The organism is Pseudomonas sp. WS 5010 (assembly GCF_012985565.1).
Taxonomy (GTDB): domain Bacteria; phylum Pseudomonadota; class Gammaproteobacteria; order Pseudomonadales; family Pseudomonadaceae; genus Aquipseudomonas.
This window is the reverse complement of the sequence record NZ_JAAQWQ010000008.1, coordinates 96,365-120,058: the sequence shown is the minus strand read 5'-3', so window position 1 is coordinate 120,058 and position 23,694 is coordinate 96,365. Positions and strand designations below refer to the sequence as shown.

The following is a 23,694-nucleotide window of genomic DNA, read 5'->3' as shown; positions in this document are numbered from 1 at the left end:
CGGTTTAACTAAATTCAGGTCATTCCGCCTCAAGAGTGGGAGGCCTTCGACATTAATGACATATCTGGGGCTAAACCAAACAATGAAACGCGAGAGTAAAAGGTTCAGGCAAAAACTCTTCAGTGCTCCCCTCTCTTCCTGCCGCAGTTGCGTGTCGGTGGCGGTCCTTGGGTTGGCTCTCAGTGTCTGCGGCGTGGCTTTCGCCCAGCCCATACAGGTGAATGTGCCAGCCCAGTCGCTGGACAAGGCGCTGACCGAACTGGGCAAGCAGACCGGCCTGCAAGTGCTTTTCGGGCCGGATATGGTCGCGGGCAAGAAGTCCACCGCCGTCAATGGCAGCCTGGAACCTGCAGTTGCGCTTGAAGCGCTGCTCAAAGGTGCAGGCCTGAGTTTTCGGATTGAAAACAATACGGTTATCCTCAGCCCTGAAAACGGCGCGAGTACAACGCTGGAGTTGGGGACCACCACCATCCAGGGCCAGGGGATGGGAGAAATGACGGAAAACTCCGGTTCCTATACCAGCGGCCTTGTCAGTGCCGGTTCCAAAACGCCTACCAGCTTGAAGGATACGCCGCAGTCGGTGTCGATCATCACCCAGCAGCTTCTGGAAGACCGGCGCATTGTCGATCTGTCCGATGCGATGCGACGCACGCCGGGCATCACCGTTAAAAATGCCAACTACCGCCTGCCGCAGTTCATCTCTCGTGGTTTCCGCATCGATAACATTCAGATTGATGGTGCTTCGCCGATGGACATCGGCTCTGGTGTAGGGACGTTCTATGCCAACCAAACCTATGACATGGCCGAGTTTGACCATATCGAAGTGCTGAGGGGGGCGTCTGGTCTTTTTGGTGGTACTGGTGATCCGGGCGGTATTATCAACCTTGTGCGAAAACGTCCGCTGGACTACTTCCAACTCAAGTTCAATACCTCGGCGGGTTCCTGGGACAACTACCGTAGCGAAGTTGATGTAACGGGTCCGATGGCCTTTGACGGCAAGTTGCGAGGGCGTGTGGTGGTGGCCAATACCGACCGCCAATACTTCATGGATAAGCGTAGTACCGAGAAGCCTTTCATCTATGGGGTACTGGAGGCGGACGTGACTGACACCGCCAGAGTTACCGTCGGTGGCCGTTATGAGAAGACCCATGAAAATGGCACGGGGGATGGTTTGCCTCGATTCAGTACCGGCGAGGATTTGAAACTCAAGCGCAGTAGCTGGTACACGACCAATTGGGCATATGCGGATATCAGTACCCAGGAAATGTTCGCCAAATACGACCAGGATCTGGCGAACGACTGGAAACTCAACGTTTCTTTCACCAATACCCTCAACAAGTCCGATACCAAAGGTGTGTTTCTATGGGGGGCTCCGGACCCGATCACCCTTGAAGGCGCTACCTGGGGAGGGAGTTTCGTCAGAAGTTGGAGCGAGCAGTCGTTGTTTGATACCAACGTGTCCGGGAAATTTACTGCGTTCAATCGTGAGCATGAGCTGTTGATTGGTGCGGATGCGCAGAAAGTGACCAGTCGCTGGCGCTCGACGTGGGGCATGGCTGGGTTCTATCCCATCGATGTCTACAACCCGGATGTACCGGCACTCCCGCCTTCCAGTATCGGTAGTGCCCTGGAGCGTGACTACAGCCCCAATACTCGTAAACAGTATGGTTTGTACTCGACCTTACGCTTGCAATTGACTGATCCGCTCAAACTGATTCTCGGTGCCAGAGTGCAACGCTACAAGTTCGAACAGACCTACAAGACCGTAAATGATAGTACGGGCGCCTGGGATGTTCAGTCCCAGAGTAATCATCGTGAACCCACCAAGTTGGTTCCCTTCGGTGGTTTGGTATATGCCCTTGATGACGAATGGTCGGCGTACGCCAGCTATTCGGAAATCTTCAAGCCCCAGGCCCAGCAACTGCAAGGCCCAAGTACTTCTGGAAAAGTCCTGGAACCCATGGTTGGCAAGACTTACGAAACCGGCATTAAGGGTGAACTCTACGGCGGAACGCTGAACGTTTCGGCTGCGCTGTTCTATACCAAGCGAGAGAAGGAGGCGATTCAAGATCCGCGGTACGCGGCGGAAGCAGTCTTGTATGGCGGCAGTTGCTGCTATCTCGCCCAAGGCGAGATCGTCAGCAAGGGGCTTGAGCTTGAAGCCAGTGGTGAGGTGTTACCTGGGTGGATGGTGATGGGTGGGTACACCTTGAACCTTACAGACAATGGTACCAAGGACACTTTCCTCACTACGGTTACACCCAAGCATTTGGCGAAGTTGTGGACCGCGTACACGTTGCCTGATCGCCTTTCTGACTGGAAAATCGGTGGTGGTGTCAACATCCAGAGCGCCAGCTATGCCAGCGGGACTGCCTACCGAGTCAGAAAAAATCCGACGGAGAATTACTACGATGTCTACGATGAGCGGCCTTTTGATATGGTTCAGGGCGGCTACGCCGTATGGGACGCCATGGTGGAGTACAAAGTCGATGAAAACTGGACTGTCGCCCTCAATGGCAACAACCTGTTTGACCGCAAGTACTTCGAGACCCTGAAGACTTCCGAGTACGGTAACTACTATGGCGAACCGCGCAACTACATGTTGACGGTACGCGGCACGTTCTAGGTTCCCATTAGGCGTCGCAAAAAAGCCACCTCGATCGAGGTGGTTTTTTTTGCCTGTTTTTACCTGGTTAAAGCTGGTCCAGCCAACTGTCTACCGCACTGTAAATCCCTGCAATGTCTCCAGTGATACCGGACATACGCAGAAAATCATGGGTCAGGCCGTTTTGTGTCAGCAAGGTCACGTGGGTGCCCGTGTTCCTCAGAAGCTGCGCGTACTCCAGACCTTCGTCATACAGAGGGTCATATTCGGCCAGGCTGATATAGGTCGGCGCCAAGGCAGTCAGTCCCTGGGTCAGCAATGGTGAGGTACGCCAGTCGCCACGTTGCTCGGCGTCAGGCGTGTAGTGTCGATAAAACCATTGCAGTGTCTCGCTCTCCAGCAGGAAGCCTTCGCCATAACGCTGGTGGGAAGGGCGGGTTCGCTGGGTATCAGCGACCGGGTAGAACAGCAACTGAGCCTGGGGCATAAGCATCATATTTTCAGGCTGTTGCACGGCGCTGATGGCCAGGACAGTTGCCAGGGTTGCACCGGCACTGTCGCCCGCGACGGTCACCTGAAGTGAATCCAGATGCAGCTCGGCACCCTGACGTGCGAGCCAGTTTGCACTGTCTATAGCGTCATTCACTGCCGCAGGAAACGGATACTCAGGCGCCAGGCGATAGGCCGGCGCCAGTACTGCATGACGGCCGCTGGCAGCCAGGCGTCGGCAGATCGAGTCATGGGAGTCGAGACTGCCGACCACATAACCGCCTCCATGAAAATACAGGATCACCGGCAGCACGCTCTGCTCTGTACCGGTCTTGCGGTAGAGGCGGGCAGCCAGCTGTTGACCGTCGCGAGTGGGGATCTGTAACGAGTGGACACTGATCGCCCCGGGCGGGCTGGGGTCGAGAATCTTTGAGGTCAGGTCGAACTCGGTACGCGCAGCTTGTGGTGTGAGTTGGTGCATCGGCTGGCTTTTGCCGCTCAGGCGGCCCATCTCGGCCAGTTCCAGAAAACCTTCGAGGTCAGGGTCCAGAGGCATTGCGTGTTCCTTATCAGGTAGTGCCAAACAAAAAAACGCCCCGCACGACAGGTCCGGGGCGGTAGCAGGTTAACCGGTCACCGTTTCACGCTGCGTCAATTGCTGGAGCAGGCTGTGCAGCAGTTGGCTGTTGTTGAGCATCTGGTAATGCCCGGCGACGATCCGCTCGTCCAGCACACTGCCCGCTACCGGGTTGGCGAAGTCTGGGGTACTGGCGTCGCAGGCCCACCAGCAACTGGCTGCGGCACGTGTCTGGGGCAGCGCCGTCAGTCCCAGGGAAAGTGCCTTGAGCTTCATCGCGACCATAAATGTATGGGCCAATTCCTCGACGCTGATATCACTGAACGCTGAAGGGCCGGTGACTTGTTGACGGATATCCGTGATCAAGCCCTCCAGCCTCGCATGAGGGCTGTCGGCGGGCAATTCCACTACAGGCAGGTGCTCGGTAGCTTGGCCGAAGATCACTGCGAGGAAACCACGCAAGTCTTCGCCCCAATCCAGATCGGCCGCAACCGGGGCGGCGCAAGGGATAAAACTGTCGACCAGTCCCAGGAACTCTACTTCCTGGCCCTGCTTTTCCAGTTCCTGAGCCACCAGTACCGCGAGGGTTCCCCCCAGTGACCAACCGACCAATTGATAAGGCCCCTGGGCCTGTTTCTGGCGGATGTACTGGGCGTAGTCGATAGCCATGGACGCCAGCGATTCGTCCTGCCAATCACGGTCGAGCAGCATCCGGCATTGCAGGCCATAGACGCTGCGCTTGCCCTCCAGGCGACGGGCGAGAGTGTCATAGTCGAACACTGTGCCAAAGCCAGCATGCAAGCAAAAGAGCGGTTGGGCGTGGGAGACGCGGCTATTGAGCAGCAGCAAAGGATCCAGGTCGGTGGCCGGGGCAAAGCCCGACAATTCGGCAATGGTCGGTTTGCCGATCATGTCCCGCAATTTCAGTTCAAGCCCTAGCTCAGGCATGCTGCGCACTTTGGACAGCACCTTGAGGATCCGTAGTGAGTCGCCGCCCAGTTCGAAGAAGTTGTCGGTCACGCCTACAGTTTCCAGTTCCAGCACTTGCTGCCAGATGGTCGCCAGGGCGTGCTCAGTTGCATTGCGCGGAGCCACAAACTCACGGCCCTTGAAGTCCGGATCGGGTAGAGCCTTGCGGTCGATCTTACCGTTGGGGTTAAGCGGCAAAGCAACCAGGCGGATGATCTGCGCGGGCACCATATAGTCCGGTAAATCGGCCAGGAGCAAACCCCGCAACCGCTCTGCAGGTGCCTCATCTGCTGGCGTCACGACGTAGCCGATCAGTTGCTTGCTGGCCCCTGTCTCGTGAGCGACAACGACCGCATCCTGCACTCCAGGAATATCCCGTAGCCTGGATTCGATTTCGCCGAGTTCGATGCGAAATCCACGGACTTTCACCTGGTTGTCCAGGCGACCCAAATAGTCAATCACGCCGTCATGGCGTTGTCGTACCAGATCGCCGGTACGGTATAGACGTGAGCCGTCGGCAGCGAATGGGTCAATGACAAACCGTTCGGCCGTCAGCCCCGGACGCTGGTGGTAACCCCTGGCCACGCCCTCACCACCGATGTACAACTCACCGGCTGCTCCCTCGGGCAAAGGATTGAGGTGCTCGTCGAGGACATACAATGTGCGATTGCCAACACGTGTCCCAATCGGTGCGTACACCGCGCCGCAGGTCTCATTGGCGGCGGCTTTCCACAGCAGCGGCGTCACCACGGTTTCGGTAGGGCCATAGCCATTGGTCAAATACGCAGGTTTGAGGGACTGCTTGACCAGCTCAAAGTTGGCATCAGCCACCGCATCCCCGCCAAAGCAGTAAATGCGTACCGGCGGCGGCGCCTTGCCACAATCACGGGCGTACTCCGCCAGTTGTTGCAGATAGGCCGGTGGGAAGCAGGCAATGCTGATCTTATGGGCGTGCAAGGCGTGCCAGGTTTCCTCGGGAGTCCATAGGCGGTTTTCGCGAACCACCAACTGGCCGCCGTGGGTCAAAGTACTGAGCCAGCGCTCCTGGGCCCCGTCAAAGGCAAACGACATGAACAACAGCTCGCGGGTGGCACTATCCATTTCATAGCGTTGACCGATAGCTTGGCAGTGCATACGGATCTGCCCGTGACTGACCGCCACACCCTTGGGTTTGCCGGTAGAGCCGGAGGTGTAGATCAGGTAGGCGAGGTTGTCGGCATCGATCAGCGGTGCCGGGCAGCTATCGGGCTGTGTTGCCAGTGACAGGGTATCGAGCTCAATCAGTGTGGGCGCCCACGGCTGGTCGAAGCGTTCGCGCAGCGGGCTCTGGGTCAGCAGCACCCCCATGGTCGAGTCTTCGACAATCCACTTCACCCGATCTTCTGGGTAGTCGATATCCAGCGGGACGTAAGCGCCGCCAGTCTTCATCACGGCGTAGAAGGCGACAATTACGTCCACCGAGCGTTCCAGGGCAACGCCAACGAAGGTTTCCGGTCCCACCCCCTGGGCGATCAGGTGATGGGCCAGACGATTGGAGCGTTGCTCAAGTTGGCCGTAGGTCAGCCGGTTTTGTTCGCAGGCTACGGCCACGGCATCGGGATTGCTGTCGGCATGCCTGCAAATCTGTTGTGCCAGTAGTTGTTGGCCATGGGGCTCGGTCGTCAGTTGATTGCGTTGCCACAACGTCCGTTGCTCTTCGGCGCTCAACATGGACAGGCTGCCCAGGGTCGCCGCCGGGTTGCCCAGCATGGCCAGCAACAGGGTTTCAAAGCTACGGCGCAGTTGCTCCACGGAATGGACGGTGAAGCGGTTGCGTAGGTACATGAACTCGACGGTCAGGCGACTGCCAAGGTTGACCGCCAGGTCCATGGCGAAGGTAGTGACGTCCTGGCTCTTGGTTTCACCGAACCTGAGATCATCTTGCTCGGCCTCTTGCAGGCGCTCGTCCACCGGGTAGTTCTCGAACACGATGATGCTGTCGAACAACGCCTGGCCACCTTGGCCGGACCAGCGTTGCACATCGGCCAGTGATGCGTGTTCGTGATCGCGTACTTCCAGATTGTAGCTTTGCAGCTCTAGTAACCAGTCGCCCACCGTCTGCTGCGGCTGCGGGGTCTGGATGATCGGCAAGGTGTTGATGAACAACCCCAGGATCTCGTCCGCGGCCGCAAGGCCTGGTGGCCGACCGGCGACGGTACTGCCAAAGCACACGCTGTCTTGCCCGGTGTAACGCTGTAGCAATAGTAGCCAAGTCGCCTGGATCAGGGTGTTGGGAGTTACGCGCAGACGCTGCGCCTGATCTTTCAAACGCAGGGTTTGTTGCGCATCCCAGTTGAGATAGAGCGCCTGATGACCGTCGTTTTCCTGGCCGGGACGCGGAGACAGGCTATTGGCAAGCACGGTAGGGCCATTCAGCCCTTGCAGCTTGTGCTTCCAGAACGTTTCCAGCGATGCCTGCGGTTGGGCTTGCAGCCAGGCAATGTAGTCGCGGTACTTGCCGCGTTTGTGGCTCTGGGACTTGCCGTTGTAGACCTCGAACACTTCTGCGAGCAGGCGTGAGCTGCTCCAGCCGTCTAGCAGAATGTGATGGTTAGTCCAAATCAGGTAGAGCTTTTCGGCCGCCAACTTGACCAGCGTCAGGCGCATCAGGGGCGCGCAGAGCAAGTCGAAGCCTTCACGACTGTCGGCTTCGACTTGTCCTTGCAGGTCTTGCGCCGAGACTTCCCGCTCCTGCCAGTCAAGAACCCGTAGGGGCAGGACGGCGGTTTTGAACACCAGTTGCAGCGGCTCATTCAGATGGCTGGCGGCCCAGAAGCCGGTACGCAGGATTTCATGGCGCTCGATGACGGTATTCCAGGCGCAGGTAAAACGCGCGATATCCAGGCCACTGACCGGTACTGCTGTCTGATTGATGTAAGCCGCAGCCTCCGACGCTTCGAGGGTGTGGAACATCATGCCTTGCTGCATCGGCGAGAGAGGGTAGATGTCCTCGATCTGCCGGACCGGGATACTCAGTGTATCCAGTTGTGCCTGGCTCAACCCGGCTAGCGGGAAGTCAGACGGCGTGGCGCCTTGATGCCTGGTATCGCAGCAGTAGGCAATCAGTTGTTCCAGTGCTTGCAGGCAACTATTGGCGAGGGTCTGGATAACCTCGACAGGGAAAACGTCGAGGCTGAAGATCCAGCCCATGCTCAGCTGATTGTTGTAGACCTGGCTGTTGACGGTCAGCCAGTTGTCTAGGGGGGCTTCATTGTCCTTTTCAGCCCCCTGTGCTTCGCCCGACGGGGAAAACAGCGCACCTTGGGTATTGTCGAAGCTGCCATCGAACTGGCCCAGGTAGTTGAAGGTAATGCGCGGCATCGGTAATGCACCCAGGCGTGCCTGAGCCTGAGTGTCGCCCAGGTAGCGTAAAACACCAAAACCAATGCCTTTTTCGGGAATGGCCCGTAGTTGTTCCTTGACCTGCTTGATGGCGTCGCCAAGGTCAGAGTGGGCGGTCAACTTGACCGGGTACAGGCTGGTGAACCAGCCCACGGTGCGGGTCAGGTCGATGTCATCGAACAATGCTTCGCGGCCATGGCTTTCCAGCTGTATCAGTACGTTTTCACGGGCGGTCCATTGGCTGACAGCACGGGTCAGGGCGGTCAGGAGCAGGTCGTTGATCTGCGTGCGGTAGGCGCCAGGAGCTACCTGCAGCAACTGTTGGGTCAAGGCTTTGCTCAGTTGGACATTGACGGTAGTCGCCTGGCTATGCCGCTGGCTGCCTTCAGGGTTGGCCTGAGGCAGGTCGTGACTGGTTGTGTCCAGTTGCTGTTCCCAGTAGGCCAGTTCCTGCTGCAGGACCTCATGCCGGCCGTAGGCCTGCAACTTCTCGCCCCAGGTTTTGTAGGCACTGGTCTTTTCTGGCAAAGCGATAGCCTGGCCCGTTTGCAATTGGCGGTAGGTGCTTTGCAGGTCATCGAAAAGGATGCGCCAGGACACGCCATCGATCACCAGGTGATGGATCGCCAGCAACAGGCGCTGGCTACCATCGCTCAGGCTAACCAGTACCGCTCGCAGCAGCGGCCCTTCTTGCAGGTTCAGGCTGCTTTGGGCTTCGTCACCCAAAGACTGCAATTGCGTGGTGTCGTCAATCCGGGTTTGCCATAGCACCGAGACCGTGCTCGGGCGGTATTCGGCGTGCCAGCCATGTTCAGCCTGTGTGAAACCCAGGCGTAGGGCATCGTGGTGCTGGATCAGGGCGTCTAGGGCCTGCTCCAGCAATTGTGGGTCCAGGGGTGTGGCAGGTTTGAGCAAGACCGACTGGTTCCAGTGGTGACGCTGGGGGATGTCGGTGTCGAAGAACAGGTGCTGGATGGGCAGCAACGGTGCCAAGCCTGTGACCGGGCCCTGATCGATCGCGAGGTCCTGTCCATGGGTTTTCGCCACGCTGGCCAGGCCCTGGATGGTCTGGTGCTGGAACAGTTCCTTGGGGGTGAAGTGGATGCCGGCCTGACGCGCGCGGCTGACCACTTGGATAGATATGATCGAGTCGCCGCCCAGTTCGAAGAAGTTGTCGTTCAGACCGATTTTTTCCAGCTTGAGCACTTCCTGCCAGATATCGGCGATGCGCTGTTGCAGATCGTTTTGCGGCGCCACATACGTGTGCAGGGCCTGGCTAACATCTGGCGTGGGCAGGGCCTTGCGGTCGAGTTTGCCGTTGGGCGTCAGAGGCAGGTTGGCCAGGAACACCCAGTGGCTGGGCACCATGTACTCAGGCAGGCTTTCCTTGAGTTGGCGTTTGAGGGTGTCACGCAGTTGTGCCTGTGCTGCCCCGTCGCCAAGGGGGCCTGCGGTGGTGGCATAAGCGACCAGTTGCAGGTTTTCGGTGACTGTCAGGGCTAGGACGACGGCTTCGCGAATGCTTTCTTGCGCCAATAAGCGAGCTTCGATTTCACCCAGCTCGATACGCAATCCACGGATCTTAACTTGGTGGTCGATGCGCCCGACGTATTCTATGACGCCATCGGCACCATAACGGGTCAGGTCGCCGGTGCGGTACAGCCGTTCACCCGTAGTGGAAAACGGGTTAGGTACATATTTCTCCGCCGTCATTGCTGCCCGGCCGAGATAGCCTCGGGTAATCCCTGCACCGGCCAAGTGCAGTTCAGCAGCCACCCCGGTGGGCACCGGTTGCAGGTCGGCGTCGAGCAGATAGCTTTGGGTGTTATGCAAAGGCCGGCCAATGTTGGCCTGGCCGCCGGCCTCGCGGCGAGTCCAGGTGGAGTAGGTGGTGTCTTCGGACGGGCCGTAAAGATCGAAGACGTGCTTGATCGTGGTTTGTTGGTAGAGGCTATCCACCAGCGACTGTTTCAGTGGTTCGCCGGCCAGATTGATGATGTGCACGCTGTCAGGGATTTGTCCGGCTCGCTGCAGGGCATTGATCGCCGATGGCACGGTGTTTATCAGGCGGACCTGGTCGCGGGCCGGCAAGTCCGGTAGTTCCAGGGCATTGCGGGCAAGGACGATCGAGCCGCCATTGGCCAGGGTGACAAAGATTTCCCAGACAGACAGGTCGAAGCACACCGAAGTGGAGGCCAGTACGCCCTGGATATCCTCGCGACTATAAACTTGCTGCGACCAATGGATCAGCGCCAGCACATTGCGATGAGCAATTGCCACGCCCTTTGGTTTGCCGGTGGAGCCTGAGGTGTAGATCACGTAGGCCAAATTGTCTGCGGTGACCTGGGTGATCGGTACGGTCTTCGGGTATTCAGCCAGTTGATCCATCAGTAACACTCGCGCGCTGGTGTCGGGCAGGTCGGCGAGTAGCTCGGCTTCGGTCAATAGGACTTGGGCGCGACTGTCTTCCAGCATGTAGGCAACGCGATCGGCAGGGTACTCGGGATCCAGCGGTACGTAGGCACCGCCGGCCTTGAACACACCGAGCAAGGCGACGATCAGCGCATCGGAACGTTGCATGGCTACGCCAACCCGAACTTCGGGGCCAACGCCGAGTTCAATCAACTTGTGGGCCAGTTGGTTGGCCCGGGCGTCCAACTCGCGATAGCTCAGGGTTGTAAGGCCATGGGTCACGGCCACGGCTTCAGGGTTACGCTCCACTTGTTGCTCGATCCACTGGTGAGTACAACACTCACCCGAGTAGAAGGAGGTGGTGTTATTCCAATCGTGCAAGATCTGCTGCTGTTCAGCCCCGCTGAGCAACGACAGGCTGGCGATAGGTTGGTGTGGCGCGGCGATGCAGCGTTCGAGCAGGTTCAGCCAATGCTGCCCGAGGCGTTCAATGGTGTTCGCTTCAAACAGGTCGCTGGCATAGTTCAGGGTCGCCGAAAGCCCTTGCGTCGACTCGAAGGTATTGAGTGTCAGATCAAATTGCGCGGTGCGATTGCCCCAAGTCATCTCTTCGATGTGCAACGAGGACGGCGAAAACTCTCCAGTGGCTGCACTACCCTGATGCTCACTGAGGTGGTTGTACATCACCTGGAACAGCGGGTTAACGCTCAGGTTACGCTCCGGTTGCAGGGCCTCGACCAGTTGCTCGAAGGGCAAGTCCTGATGGACTTGGGCATCCAGTGCGGTTTGCTTGACCTGGGCCAGTAGCTCGCTGAAGGACAGCGGTTCATCGAAGCGCGCCCTGAGCACTTGAGTGTTGACGAAAAAACCCAGTAAACGCTCGGTTTCCACCCGGTTGCGGTTGGCGACGGGTACACCCACACGAATGTCGGCCTGGCGACTGTAGCGATGTAGCAGCGCCTGGAACGAAGCGAGCAACAACATGAATAAAGTCACGCTGTGTTGCTGGGCAAGCTGCTTGAGCTGCTGCTCCAGTGCTGCCGGAAGCGTGACCTTGATGTTCGCTCCCCGGAAACTCTGCACAGCGGGTCTTGGATGATCGGTGGGCAACTCCAGGACGGGTTGCTCGCCGCCCAATTGGTCTTTCCAATAGTTCAGTTGGCGCTCACTTTCCCCGGCCTCCATCCAGTGACGCTGCCAGATGGCGTAGTCGGCGTACTGGATTGCCAGCTCAGGTAATGCACTTGCCAGGCCCTGCTGGAAGGCGGAATACAGAGTGATCAACTCGTTGACCATTACCTGCATCGACCAGTCATCGGAGACGATATGGTGCTGGGTCAGTACCAACACATGATCGTGGTCACCCAATTGCAGTAGAGCGACACGCAGCAGTGGGCCTTCCTGCAAATCAAACGGTTGGTAGGCCTGGGCCTGGATAAACGCTTTGATCGCTGTTTCATCGAATGTCTTGGCGGTGCTCTGTTGAATCTGCAGCGGCATTTCCAGATGAATGACTTGCAGTGGCCGTTCTTCGCCAGTTGCAAACGTAGTACGTAGCGTCTGGTGGCGGGCGATCAAGGCATTGAAGCTTTGTTCCAGTACAGCAACGTCCAGCGGGCCGTTGAGGCGCAGGGCCGTGGGAATGTTATAGGCACAGCTGTCAGGGTCCAGTTGCCAGAGCACCCACTGGCGCTCCTGGGCAAAAGACAGGGGGACTGACTCGAAGGCCGACTGCACTTCTGGGATTGGGAGATTGGCGGGTGAAACCCCTTCAGCCAACATTTTCTCCAGGTACAGCTTGCGCTTTTCCAGGGGCAGGGTGATGAAGCGCCGGGCAATGCGGGCGGCGACAGCCTTATCCATCAGAACTCCTCCATTTCATCGAGCAAGGCTTCAAGCTTGTCCAGCTTCTGCGCGCTGACAGGCCCGGCCTGCTGCTCAAGCTGTGCGGCAAACGCGCCCAGGGTCGGATGTTGGAACATCAACTGCGGCGTCAATTGCATGCCCAGTTCCAGTTGCAAGCGCGAAACCACACTTACGACCAGCAGCGAATGTCCGCCCAGTTCAAAGAAGTGATCTTCAAGACCGATAGGTTCGACTTTCAACACGTCCTGCCAGATCTGGGCTATTTGCTGTTGCAAAGGGCTATTGGGCGCGACGTAGGTTTTTTGTACCTGGCTGGCGTCAGGTTTTGGCAGTGCCTTGCGCTCCAGTTTGCCGTTCGGACTCAAAGGCAATTGGTCGAGGAAAAGCCAGTGTGCCGGCACCATGTATTCCGGCAGATGCGCCTTGAGACGAGCCTTGAGTATGTCGCGCAGGGCTGTGGCGTCGCTGTCCGAAGCGGGAACGATGTACCCGACCAGTTGCAAGCCGATGGCGGTCTCAACGGCCAGCACGGCCGCTTCATGCACTTCGTTTTGCGCCAGCAACTGTGCCTCGATTTCACCCAGCTCGATGCGCAAGCCACGAATTTTCACTTGATGGTCGATACGCCCGACGTATTCGATAACCCCATCGGGACGCTGGCGCGCCAGGTCGCCGGTGCGGTAAAGGCGTTCGCCTTTGGCATAGGGGCTTGCGACAAAGCGCTCGGCAGTCAGCGCCGGTCGTTGGTGGTAACCCCGGGCAAGGCCTTCGCCACTGAGGTACAGCTCGCCGATTACGCCAGGAGGGACAAGCGCCAGCTCTGCATTGAGGACCCACGTACTGAGGTTAGCGATAGGCCGGCCTATCGGTACGCTGCTGCTAGCCTCTTGATGACAAGTCCAATGGGTCACGTCGATGGCGGCCTCGGTCGGGCCATAGAGGTTATACAGGCTCGCGTTCGGCAATTTGGTGAACACCTGTCGCTGGGCATCGACTGACAGTGCTTCGCCGCTGCACACGATACGTTGCAAACCGCTGCACTGGGACACCTGCGTATCGGCCAGGAACACTTGAAGCATCGACGGCACGAAATGCAGGGTGGTGACGTGATGCTGATTGATCAACTCGATCAGTCGGGCCGGATCACGATGGTCTCCAGGGTTAGCAATCGCCAGGCGAGCGCCAGTCATCAGCGGCCAGAAAAACTCCCACACTGACACGTCAAAGCTGAAGGGGGTTTTCTGCAGCACCGTGTCGTCCGCAGTGAGGCCATACGCCTGTTGCATCCAGCACAAGCGGTTGACCAGTGCGCAATGCCGGTTAGCTGCACCTTTGGGCATGCCGGTCGAGCCGGAGGTGTAGATCACATACGCCAGGTTTTGCGGGTCAAGGCAGACCGTGGGATTGGTGCTGGCGTAAGTGTTCGCAGCCGGTTCGTCCAGGCACAGTGTGAGAACGTTTGCAGGGACTGGCAGGGTATCGAGCACGGACTGTTGGCTGAGCAATAAGGTAATGCCGCTGTCCTGCATCATGTAGGCCAGGCGGTCGCTCGGATACTCAGGATCCAGTGGCACATAGGCGCCGCCGGCCTTGAGGATGGCCAGCAGGCCAACGACCATTTCCAGGCTGCGGTCGAGCGCAATGCCCACCATCGCGTCGGGACCTACGCCATGCTCGATCAGGCGGTGGGCCAACGTGTTGGCCTGCTGATTGAGTTGGGCGTAAGTCAGTCGCTGCTTGTCAAAAATCAGCGCTGTCGCGTCGGGAGTACGCTCGACTTGCTGTTCGATCCAATGGTGAATACAACGCTCAAGGGGATAGGCCGTAGCGGTATGGTTCCAGCCAAATAGACTCTGCTGCTGCGCGTCGCTGAGTAACGAAAAGGTGTTGATAGGCTGCTGCGGCGCTGCAATGCAGCGTTCCAGCAAGTTCAGCCAATGTTTCCCAAAGCGCTCAATGGTGCTGGCGTCAAACAGGTCGGTGGCGTAGTTCAGCGTTGCAGACAGACCCTGTGCCGATTCAAAGGTGTTGAGGGTCAGGTCGAATTGCGCGGTCTGGTGCTCCCTGCTCAGGCTCTCGACGTGCAAGGTGGAAGGTGATGACGGCCCACCGGCGGCAGCGCCCTGATGTTCGCTGAGGTGGTTGAACATTACCTGGAACAAAGGGTTGAGGCTCAGGTTACGTTCCGGTTGCAGGGCTTCGACTAGTTGCTCGAAGGGCAGGTCTTGGTGGGCTTGGGCCTCAAGCGCAGTTTGCTTGACCTGGGCCAACAGCTCGCTGAAGGATAGCGGTTCATCGAAGCGCGCCCTGAGCACTTGGGTGTTAACAAAAAAGCCCAGCAAGCGCTCGGTTTCAACCCGGTTGCGATTGGCCACGGGCACGCCGACACGAATGTCGGCCTGGCGGCTGTAATGGTGCAAAAGTGCCTGGAAGGAGGCGAGCAGCAGCATGAACAGCGTCACATTGCTCTGCTGGGCAAGCTGCTTGAGTTGTTGTGCCAGCGCCGTGGGAACCGTGACTGTGATGTTCGCCCCGCGATAGCTCTGCACGGCGGGTCGCGAGCGATCAGTAGGCAACTCCAGGACCGGTTGTTCGCCGCCCAGTTGGCCCTTCCAGTAAGCCAGTTGGCGTTCACTTTCCCCAGCCTCCATCCAGCGGCGCTGCCAGATCGAGTAGTCGGTGTACTGAATCGGCAGTGCTTCCAGTTCGACGGACAGGCCCTGGGAATAGCCACCGTATAGCTGCACCAACTCCTGGACCATCAGGTGCATCGACCAGTCATCCGAGACGATATGGTGTTGGACCAATAGCAATACATGATCATCGTCGGCCAGGCGCAGCAACGTCACCCGCAGCAACTGATCGTTGCGCAAATCGAAGGGTTGACGACTCCGGTGCTCGACGAAGTCCTTGATCAAGCTATCCGTGGCGCTATGTTCGCTCGTGACTTCCAGGACCATTGCGCTGCGCGGCTCGATCACCTGCATCACGCCCTGCGGCTCTTCGACAAACCGGGTGCGCAGGCTCTGGTGCCGCTCGATCAGGGTATCGAAGCTGCGTTGTAGCGCATCGATGTCCAGCGGGCCACGTAGGCGTAATGCCGTCGGCAGGTTATAGGCAGCGCTGGCAGGGTCCAGCAGCCAGAGAAACCACTGGCGCTCCTGGGCAAACGACAAAGGTATTTGCGCGAAGGCATGCCGGGTTTGTGGGATCGGCAGGCGCGACAAACTCATACCCTTTGCGTTCATTTGTTCATAAAGGGTCTTGCGCTGGGTAACTGGCAACTTGATAAAACGGTCAATCAAGTCGTTCAGGGCATTGGCTTGCATTTATTGGGTCTCCAGCACATCGAGCAGATCGAACAGATCATTCAATGAGTCATCAGGGGTTTGTCCGCCAGCGGGTTCGATACGGGATGCATAGTCTTGCAGCGAGGCACTTTCGAAAATCGTCGCCAGTGGCGCCTCGATCCCCAGGTTCAGGTGCACTCGGGATGTCACCTGAGTGGCCAGCAACGAGTTGCCGCCCAGGGCAAAGAAGTTGTCATCCAGGCCAATACGCTGGGTTTTCAGCACGGCTCGCCAGATATCGGCAATGTCGCTCTGCAACCCGCTTTGCGGTTCACGGTGTTCCTGGGCTTCGCTTTGCACGTCTACGCAGGCCAGAGCCTTGCGGTCGAGCTTGCCGTTGGGGTTGCGTGGCATCTGCTCCAGCACATGCACCTGGGCAGGAATCATGTAGGCCGGTAGGCGGGCCTTGAGGAAGGCCCGCAGCGCATCGATGCCTGAGTGAGTGTCACCTTCTTCCAGGGTCAGATAGGCAATCAACTGCTTGCCCAGCGGGTTCTCGCCGACCAGTACGGCCGCTTCGCGAACCCCGGGGAACAGCGCGATTTGCGCCTCGATCTCTCCCAGCTCTATACGGAATCCGTGGATTTTTACCTGCTGGTCCACACGCCCCAGGTACTCCAGGGCGCCGTCTTCCTTGCGTCGGCGCGCCAGGTCACCGCTTTTGTACAGGCGCTCCCCCGGCACTAGGGCAAAGGGGTTGGGCACAAAGCTGGTGGCGGTGCGTACCGGGTCGCCACAGTAGCCGCGCCCTACGCCGACGCCGGCAATGCAGATTTCACCCGTTGCCCCGGTGGGGATCGGCGACAGGTCGTCGTCCAGCACATACAGGCGATTGTTGTCGGTTGGGTAACCGATCGGGATGTAGGTGCGTTGAGTCGAGGCCGGGTCAATGTCGTAGAACGCCACATCATCAGAGCATTCAGCCGGGCCGTAGGCGTTGATCAGCTTGATCGCTGGGTAACGTGCCAGCCAGTCGGCGGCGGTTTCTGCTGGCAGCGCTTCGCCCGTCGGCAGCAGCCAGCGCAGGTCGGGAAGGTCGCTGTGTTGTTCGGTCAGCAGCGCCTGGATCAGCGCCGGGACAATTTCCAGTACGGTGATGCGTTGCTCTTTAACCTGTGTGAGCAGTGCCTGTGGGTTCTTCGAAATATCGTCGGCAAAAATACACACCTGGGCGCCGCACAGCAGTGCGGTGAGGAACTGCCAGACAGAAATATCGAACGACTGAGAAGCAGTCTGGGCAATGATGTCCTGGTCGGTCAGTTGCAGGTACGGCACTTTGCTCAACTGGTTATTGAGCATGCCGGCCTGTTCCACCATGACCCCTTTTGGTTGCCCGGTGGAGCCCGAGGTAAAAATCACATAGGCCAGGTTTTTCGGGCCGCTGTAGCGCCCAGGACGTTGCTGGTTGGCGTGCTTGGGTGGCAGATCTTCCCAGACCAGCAGGCCCACGGTATGACCGGGAGCGCTGGCGGCCAGTTCGGCAAGCAGCGTCTGGGCGTGCTCACGGTACTTGGCCGTGCAGACCAGCAGCGGTGTCTTGCTCAGGTGCAGGATGTTCTTGATCCGCTCGGCAGGATGGCTCGGATCCAGCGGCAGGTAGCCGGCACCGGCCTTGAAGGTGCCGACAATCATCGCCAGTAGTTCCAGGTCACGATCTGCCAGCAATGCCACGGGTTGGTCCAGGCCCACGCCGCGCTCAATCAAACGGTGGCCGAGGCTGTTGGCGTGGTGGTCAAGTTGCTCGTAGGTCCAGCTGCGGTCCCGGCACATGGCCGCCACACGCTGTGGGCTGGCATCGACATGGTGCTCGAACTGTTCGACGAACGAGCGCTGCAGGTCGTGGGGTACCTGCGATTGGTTGTGTTCAAGGACCCAGTCGCCCAGGCGCGTGGGATCAAGCAGCGTGATCTGGGCTAACGGCTGATGCAAGTGATGACGCAGGGCGACCAGCCATTGCTTGAACTCCTCCAACAGGCTGTCCATGGTCGAGCGTTCAAAGAAACGGGTGTCGTAGGACAGGTGCAGGCCCACCTTGTCGCTCGGGTAGACCACCACGGTCACCGGGTAGTTGGTGTGAGTCCGTGAGGATTCGGAGATCACCCCCATGTCCTGGGCGTCCTGGCCGACGGAGTCTTCCATCGGCGCGTTCTCGTAGACGAACAGGCTGTTGAACAGGGGCTGGCCTTTGAGGATCTCGCTGCACTCCTGGATGTTGACCAGGGGCAGGTAGTCATATTCACGCAGCGACACGTTCTTGTGCAGGATGCTTTGCAGCCAGGCGAGGGTGCTGAGTTGACTGTCCGGGGTAGGGATAGCGACCCGCAACGGTACGCTGTTGATAAACAGCCCCACGGTATTTTGCATCTCGGGAATATGCGCTGGGCGGCCGGAGACCGTGACACCGAACACCACGTCCCGCGAGCGGCTGTGGTTATGCAGGGTCAAGGCCCAGGCCGCCTGGACGAAGGTGTTGAGGGTGAGGTGGTAGCGTGTCGCGGCCTCTTGCAGCGCAGTACTGTCTTGCTGGCTGAGCCAGGTGTAATTGTCGCCAATCACCGACACCGAGTGCGCAGCCACTTGCGGATGATCCACCGGGAGTGACGTGGTGTGTTCCAAGCCTGTCAGTTGGTCTTGCCAGAACGTCGTGGCGGCCGTGCGATCCTGGTGTTGCAACCATTGGATAAAGTCGCGGAAGCGGTAGGGCGTGGCCAGCTCACAGGGCTTGCCTGCCAACCTGGCATGGTAGATCTCGAAGAAGTCCGACATCAACAACGAGCGGCACCAGGCATCCAGCAGGATATGGTGGTTGCTCATGACAAACCGGTGGGACTGGTCGGCCAGCAGGATCAGCTTGAAGCGGATCGGAGGCTGCAAGGCGAGATCGAAGCCGGTTTCCCGCTCTACCTTGAGCAGGTGTTCGATTTGCGCCTGCACCCGGTCCATTGGCACATGGCTCAAGTCCACGCGTTCGACCTGCACGCTGCTGTTTTTGTGGATGACTTGCAAAAGCGTACCGCCGGTATTCCACAGGAATGACGCCCGAATCGCTTCATAGCGTTGCACCACCTGCTGCCAGGCCGCCTCGAAGTGTGGATAGTCCAGCGTTTCCTTGATGGTGTAGCACTCTTGCATGAAGTAAATGCCAGAGTTTTTTTCCAGCAGCGTGTGCACCAGCAAGCCTTCCTGCATGGGCGACAACGGGTAGATGTCTTCGATCTGCTGGACTGGAATGCTCAGAGTGTCCAGTTGTGCCTGGCTCAACCCGGCCAATGGAAAGTCCGAGGGGGTTGCACCTTGATGATTGGTATCGCAGCAATACGTGATCAACTGCTCGAGCGCGAGCAGGCAGTTGTTGGCGAGGTTCTGGATAGCCTCGACAGGGAAGACTTCATGGCTGAAGGTCCAGCCCATGCTCAATTGGTTGTCATAGACCTGGCTATTGATAGTCAGCCAATTACCCAAAGGCGTTTCGGCGCTTTTTTCGGCACCACGTTCCTCGCTAGTGGGAAAAAACAGCGCGCCGTCGGCACTGTCGAAACTACCGTCGAACTGGCCCAGGTAATTAAAGGTAATGCGCGGCACGGGCAATGCGCCGAGGCGTTCCCGAGTCTGGGCGTCGCCCAGGTAGCGAAGAACGCCAAACCCAATGCCTTTGTCAGGAATGGCCCGCAGTTGCTCCTTGACCTGTTTGATTGCTTCGCCCAAGTCCTGATGGGCGGTCAACTTGACCGGGTACAGGCTGGTGAACCAGCCGACGGTGCGAGTCAGGTCGATATCATCGAACAGGGCTTCGCGGCCGTGACTTTCCAGTTGGATCAGGACGTTGTCGCGCGCGGTCCATTGGCTGACCGCACGGGTCAGGGCAGTCAGCAGTAGATCATTGATTTGCGTGCGGTAGGCCGCGGGCGCGACTTGCAGCAGTTGTTGGGTCAGGGTTCTGCTCAGTTGAATATCGACAGTCGTCGCCTGGCTGTGCCGTTGCTTGCCTTCAGGATTGGCTTGCGGCAGGTCGTGGCTGGCAGTCTCCAGTTGCTGTTCCCAGTAGGCCAGTTCGGGTTGCAACTGCGCACTCAACCCATACCCCCGCAACTTCTCCCCCCACGCCTTATAAGCGCTGGTCTTCTCCGGCAATTCAATCGCCTGACCCGCCTCTACCTGCCGGTACACGGTCTGCAAATCATCAAACAAAATCCGCCACGACACGCCGTCCACCACCAGGTGATGAATAGCCAGCAGCAAACGCTGGCTACCGTCCCCCAGGCTGACCAGCACCGCTCTAAGCAACGGCCCGTCTTGCAGGTTGAGGCTGCGTTGGGCTTCGTCGCCCACCGAGTGCAACTGTGTGGTGTCGTCGATGCGGGTTTGCCATAGCACCGAGGTTGTGCTCGGGCGGTATTCGGCGTGCCAGCCGTGTTCAGCCTGGGTGAAATTCAGGCGCAGGGCGTCGTGGTGGTGGATCAGGGCGTTGAGGGTCTGTTCCAGCAGGTGCGGGTCCAGGGGGGTGGCGGGTTTGAGCAGGACTGATTGGTTCCAGTGGTGACGCTCGGGGATGTCGGTGTCGAAGAACAGGTGTTGGATCGGCAGCAGCGGGGCTGGGCCTGTGACCGGGCCCTGATCGATTGCGAGGCCCTGGCCGTGGTTTTTTGCCACGCTGGCCAGGCCCTGGATGGTCTGGTGCTGGAACAGGTCCTTGGGGGTGAAGTGGATACCGGCCTGGCGCGCGCGGCTGACGACCTGGATGGAGATGATCGAGTCGCCGCCCAGTTCGAAGAAGTTGTCGTTCAGGCCGATTTTTTCCAGCTTGAGTACGTCTTGCCAGATGCTGGCGATACGCTGTTGCACTTCGTTCTGCGGGGCTACGTAGGCGTGCAGGGCCTGGCTCGCGTTGGGGGCGGGCAGGGCCTTGCGGTCGAGTTTGCCGTTGGGGGTCAAGGGCAGTTGCGCGAGGATCAGCAGGTGGCCGGGGACCATGTAGTCCGGCAGGTGTTCGCCGAGGTGGGCCTTGAGGGTCTCGCGCAAGGCGTCCTGGCGGGCAGTGTCCGTTGCCAGCGCTGTCGGCACCACGTAGCCCACTAACTGCGCGCCGCCCAGGGTTGGGTGGGCGATGACCACGGCTTCGCGCACCGCCTCGTGTTGCAGCAGTTGCGCTTCAATTTCCCCCAGTTCGATACGCAGGCCGCGGATTTTGACCTGATGGTCGATGCGCCCGATGTAGTCGATGACCCCATCGGCGCGGTAGCGGGCCAGGTCGCCGCTGCGATACAGGCGCGCGCCGTTGCCTGCGAACGGATCGGGAATAAAGCGTTCGGCGGTCAGCCCCGGGCGCTGGTGGTAGCCCTGCGCCAGGGAGTCGCCGCCGATCAGCAGTTCGGCGCTGGTGCCCATGGGGCACAGTTGCAGGTCGTGGTCCAGCAGGTAGGTGCGCACGTTGGCGATGGGGCGGCCGATAGGGGCAATGGCACCCTCGGGCAAACTCTGGACATCAAAGAAGGTGCTGTCGATGGTGGCTTCGGTTGGGCCGTAAAGGTTGCACAGGCGGCCGTTCCAGCGTTCGCGCAATTGTGCGACCAGCGGGGTGCCGAGGGCTTCGCCGCCGAGCAGCAGCAGGCGCAGGGATTGCATCTGTGCGCCCTGTTCATCGGCGAGCAAGGCTTGCAGCAGGGAAGGCGCCATTTGCAGCACGCTGATGCGCTGGGCGGCTACTTGCGACCACAGCACTGACAGGTCTTCGGCCAGCTCGCTGGAAGCCAGGACCAACTGCGCACCGTTGAGCAATGGCAGCCAGAACTCCCACACCGAGGCGTCGAAGCTAAAGGCGGTTTTTTGCAAGACCCGGTCCGCAGCGCTCAGGCCCAGTTCGCCCTGCATCCACAGCATATGGTTGGTCAGGGCGCCATGACGCACTTGCACGCCCTTGGGCTGCCCGGTGGAGCCGGAGGTGTAGATCATGTAGGCCAGGTTGTCGGCGCTGACCGTTACCTGGGGGTTGGCGCTGTCATAGCCTTCCAGCCAGTCGCTGTCCTGGTCCAGGCTCAGGGACGGCAGGCTGTCAGGGGCGGGCAATGCCAGGCTGCTTTGGCTCAGCAGCAGGCCGATGCCGCTGTCGTTGATCATGTAGGCCAGGCGTTCGGCGGGGTAGGCCGGGTCCAGCGGCACATAGGCGCCGCCGGCCTTGAGCACGGCCAGCAGGGCGATGACCATCTCCAGGCTGCGCTCAAGGCCAAGGCCCACGCAGACGTTGGGGCCGACGCCCAGTTCCAGCAGTTTGTGGGCCAGTTGGTTGGCGCGGCGATTGAGCTGGTCCAGGGTCAGTTGCTGGTCGCCGAACACCACGGCGACAGCCTGTGGCTGGCGTTCGGCTTGCTTGGCGACCAACACGTGCACAGGCGCTGCATCGGGGTAGTCGACGGCCGTGGCATTGCACTGCGCCAATTGCTGCCCACGCTCTTGGTCGCTGAGCATCGGCAGTTCGCCGATCAGGGCATGGGGCTGCTCGATCATGGCCTGCAACAGGTTCTGCCAGTGCCCGGCCAGGGTGGCGACGGTCGCCGGACGCAAGCAAGCGGCGTCGTATTCAAAATGCGCGGTGATCTGCTGCTGGCTGTATTCCACGTCCAGCGACAGGTCGAACTTGGCCTGCAGCGGGTGGCTGTCCATAAACCTCAGCTCCAGCGGGCCCAGGTGCAGGGCCTCCTCCTGCGCGGCGCCGACGCGCCAGTTGAACAGGGTCTGGAACAGCGGGTTGGCCTGGGGGCTGCGTTGCAGGTGCAGGTCTTCGAGGATCAGCTCGATGGGGTAGTCGGCATGTTCCAGGGCGGCCAGGGACTGCTGGCGCAGGCCCTGGAGGAACGCGCTGCAGGTTTGCTCGGGCGCCAGCCGCGCGCGATACACCTGGCTGCTGACAAAAAAGCCCACCAGGTCCTGGATCTGCGCCTGGTTACGGGTGGCGTTGGGCACGCCGACGGTGAAATCGACCTGGCCGCTGTAGCGCCCCAACAGCAACTGCCAGGCACCCAGGAGCACCACGAAAGGCGTCAGGCCCTGTTGCTGGCAAAAGGTCTGGAGGCGCTCGCTCAGGTGGGCGGGCAACGCGTGCCGATGATGGCCGGCACCGGCGGGCTTTTCCAGGCGCTCGCGAGGCAGCTCCAGGGTGGGGATTTCGTCGCCCAGGCAGGCTTTCCAATACTGCGCGGCTGCGCTGTGTTGCGGCGTCTGCGGGTAGTCCTGGCGCTGCCATTGGGCGTAGTCGGCGTACTGGATGGCCGGGCGCGGCAGGGCCTGGCCCGGTTGGCCGAGGGCGCTGGCCAGGTCGTGGATCAGGATCGGGTTGGACCAGGCGTCCGAGACAATGTGGTGCATGTTGAGCAGCAGCACGTAGTCCTGCTCGGCCCGTTTGAGCAGGCTGCTGCGAATCAGCGGCGCCTGGCGCAGGTCGAAGGGTTGGGTGGCGTGCTGGCGGATACGCTGTTGCAGCAGCAGGTCGCGCTGCTGGCTGTCCAGGGCGCTCAGGTCCTCTTCCAGCAGGGTCAGCCGCGCATCATGCTCGATGACTTGCAGCGGCGTGCCGTCGGTGTCGCGAAAGGCGGTGCGCAGGATATCGTGGCGGTCGATCACCCGGTTCAGCGCTGCTTCCAGGGCGCGCGCGTCTACCGGGCCCTTGAGGGCAATCGCCCGTGGCAGGTTGTAAGCATGGCTCTGGGGATCGAACTGTTGCAGGAACCACAGGCGCTGCTGGGCGAACGACAGCGGTACCGGGTCATGCCCGGCGAGGCTCTGGATGGACTGCCCGGCGCCGGCTTCATCGGCCAGCAACAGGGCCAGCAGGTCGTCGTCGGGAAGTTGGTTCAATTGGTTCATGATCGATCTCGTCGCCGTCGGCAGAGGAAATAAGCTGTGTCAGGAAGACGAAGTTCGATCGATCAGATTTAGGCGCAATAGCCGGCGGGAGGCGTTGTAGGAGCCGGCTTGCCGGCGATGAGGCTCGTGGCTTCATCGCATGCCTTGAGGCAGCCATCGCCGGCACGCCGGCTCCTGGGGGAGGGAGG

5 protein-coding genes are annotated in these 23,694 nt (G+C 59.7%); 1 reads left to right on the top strand and 4 read right to left on the bottom strand.

Annotated elements, in window-relative coordinates; all coding sequences use genetic code 11:
• Positions 1 to 82 precede the first annotated feature (82 nt).
• Complete coding sequence (locus HBO11_RS24770) at positions 83 to 2,626, top strand: TonB-dependent siderophore receptor (protein WP_169954771.1); 2,544 nt, start codon at positions 83 to 85, stop codon at positions 2,624 to 2,626.
• A 67-nt stretch (positions 2,627 to 2,693) separates the two neighbouring features.
• On the opposite strand, the gene HBO11_RS24765 is transcribed toward HBO11_RS24770, so the two are convergent.
• From HBO11_RS24765 to HBO11_RS24750, 4 genes are all read right to left on the bottom strand, one after another.
• Complete coding sequence (locus HBO11_RS24765) at positions 2,694 to 3,650, bottom strand: alpha/beta hydrolase (RefSeq protein ID WP_169954770.1); 957 nt, start codon at positions 3,648 to 3,650, stop codon at positions 2,694 to 2,696.
• 69 nt (positions 3,651 to 3,719) lie between these two features.
• The gene (locus HBO11_RS24760) at positions 3,720 to 12,296 is read right to left on the bottom strand and encodes a non-ribosomal peptide synthetase (RefSeq protein WP_169954769.1); all 8,577 of its coding nucleotides are present in this window, start codon (positions 12,294 to 12,296) and stop codon (positions 3,720 to 3,722) included.
• Positions 12,296 to 15,628 carry a non-ribosomal peptide synthetase gene (locus HBO11_RS24755; protein WP_169954768.1) on the bottom strand — a complete coding sequence of 1,111 codons (3,333 nt, stop codon included), beginning with the start codon at positions 15,626 to 15,628 and terminating at the stop codon, positions 12,296 to 12,298. The genes HBO11_RS24760 and HBO11_RS24755 overlap by 1 nt, the downstream gene beginning before the upstream one ends.
• Positions 15,629 to 23,506: a non-ribosomal peptide synthetase gene (locus HBO11_RS24750; RefSeq protein ID WP_169954767.1), complete on the bottom strand. Its 7,878-nt coding sequence runs from the start codon at positions 23,504 to 23,506 to the stop codon at positions 15,629 to 15,631.
• Positions 23,507 to 23,694 lie beyond the last annotated feature (188 nt).

Coding starts and splice junctions, on each gene's coding strand:
- HBO11_RS24770 (WP_169954771.1), top strand. CDS start 83: ATGAAACGCGAGAGTAAAAGGTTCAGGCAAAAACTCTTCAGTGCTCCC.
- HBO11_RS24765 (WP_169954770.1), bottom strand. CDS start 3,650: ATGCCTCTGGACCCTGACCTCGAAGGTTTTCTGGAACTGGCCGAGATG.
- HBO11_RS24760 (WP_169954769.1), bottom strand. CDS start 12,296: ATGGATAAGGCTGTCGCCGCCCGCATTGCCCGGCGCTTCATCACCCTG.
- HBO11_RS24755 (WP_169954768.1), bottom strand. CDS start 15,628: ATGCAAGCCAATGCCCTGAACGACTTGATTGACCGTTTTATCAAGTTG.
- HBO11_RS24750 (WP_169954767.1), bottom strand. CDS start 23,506: ATGAACCAATTGAACCAACTTCCCGACGACGACCTGCTGGCCCTGTTG.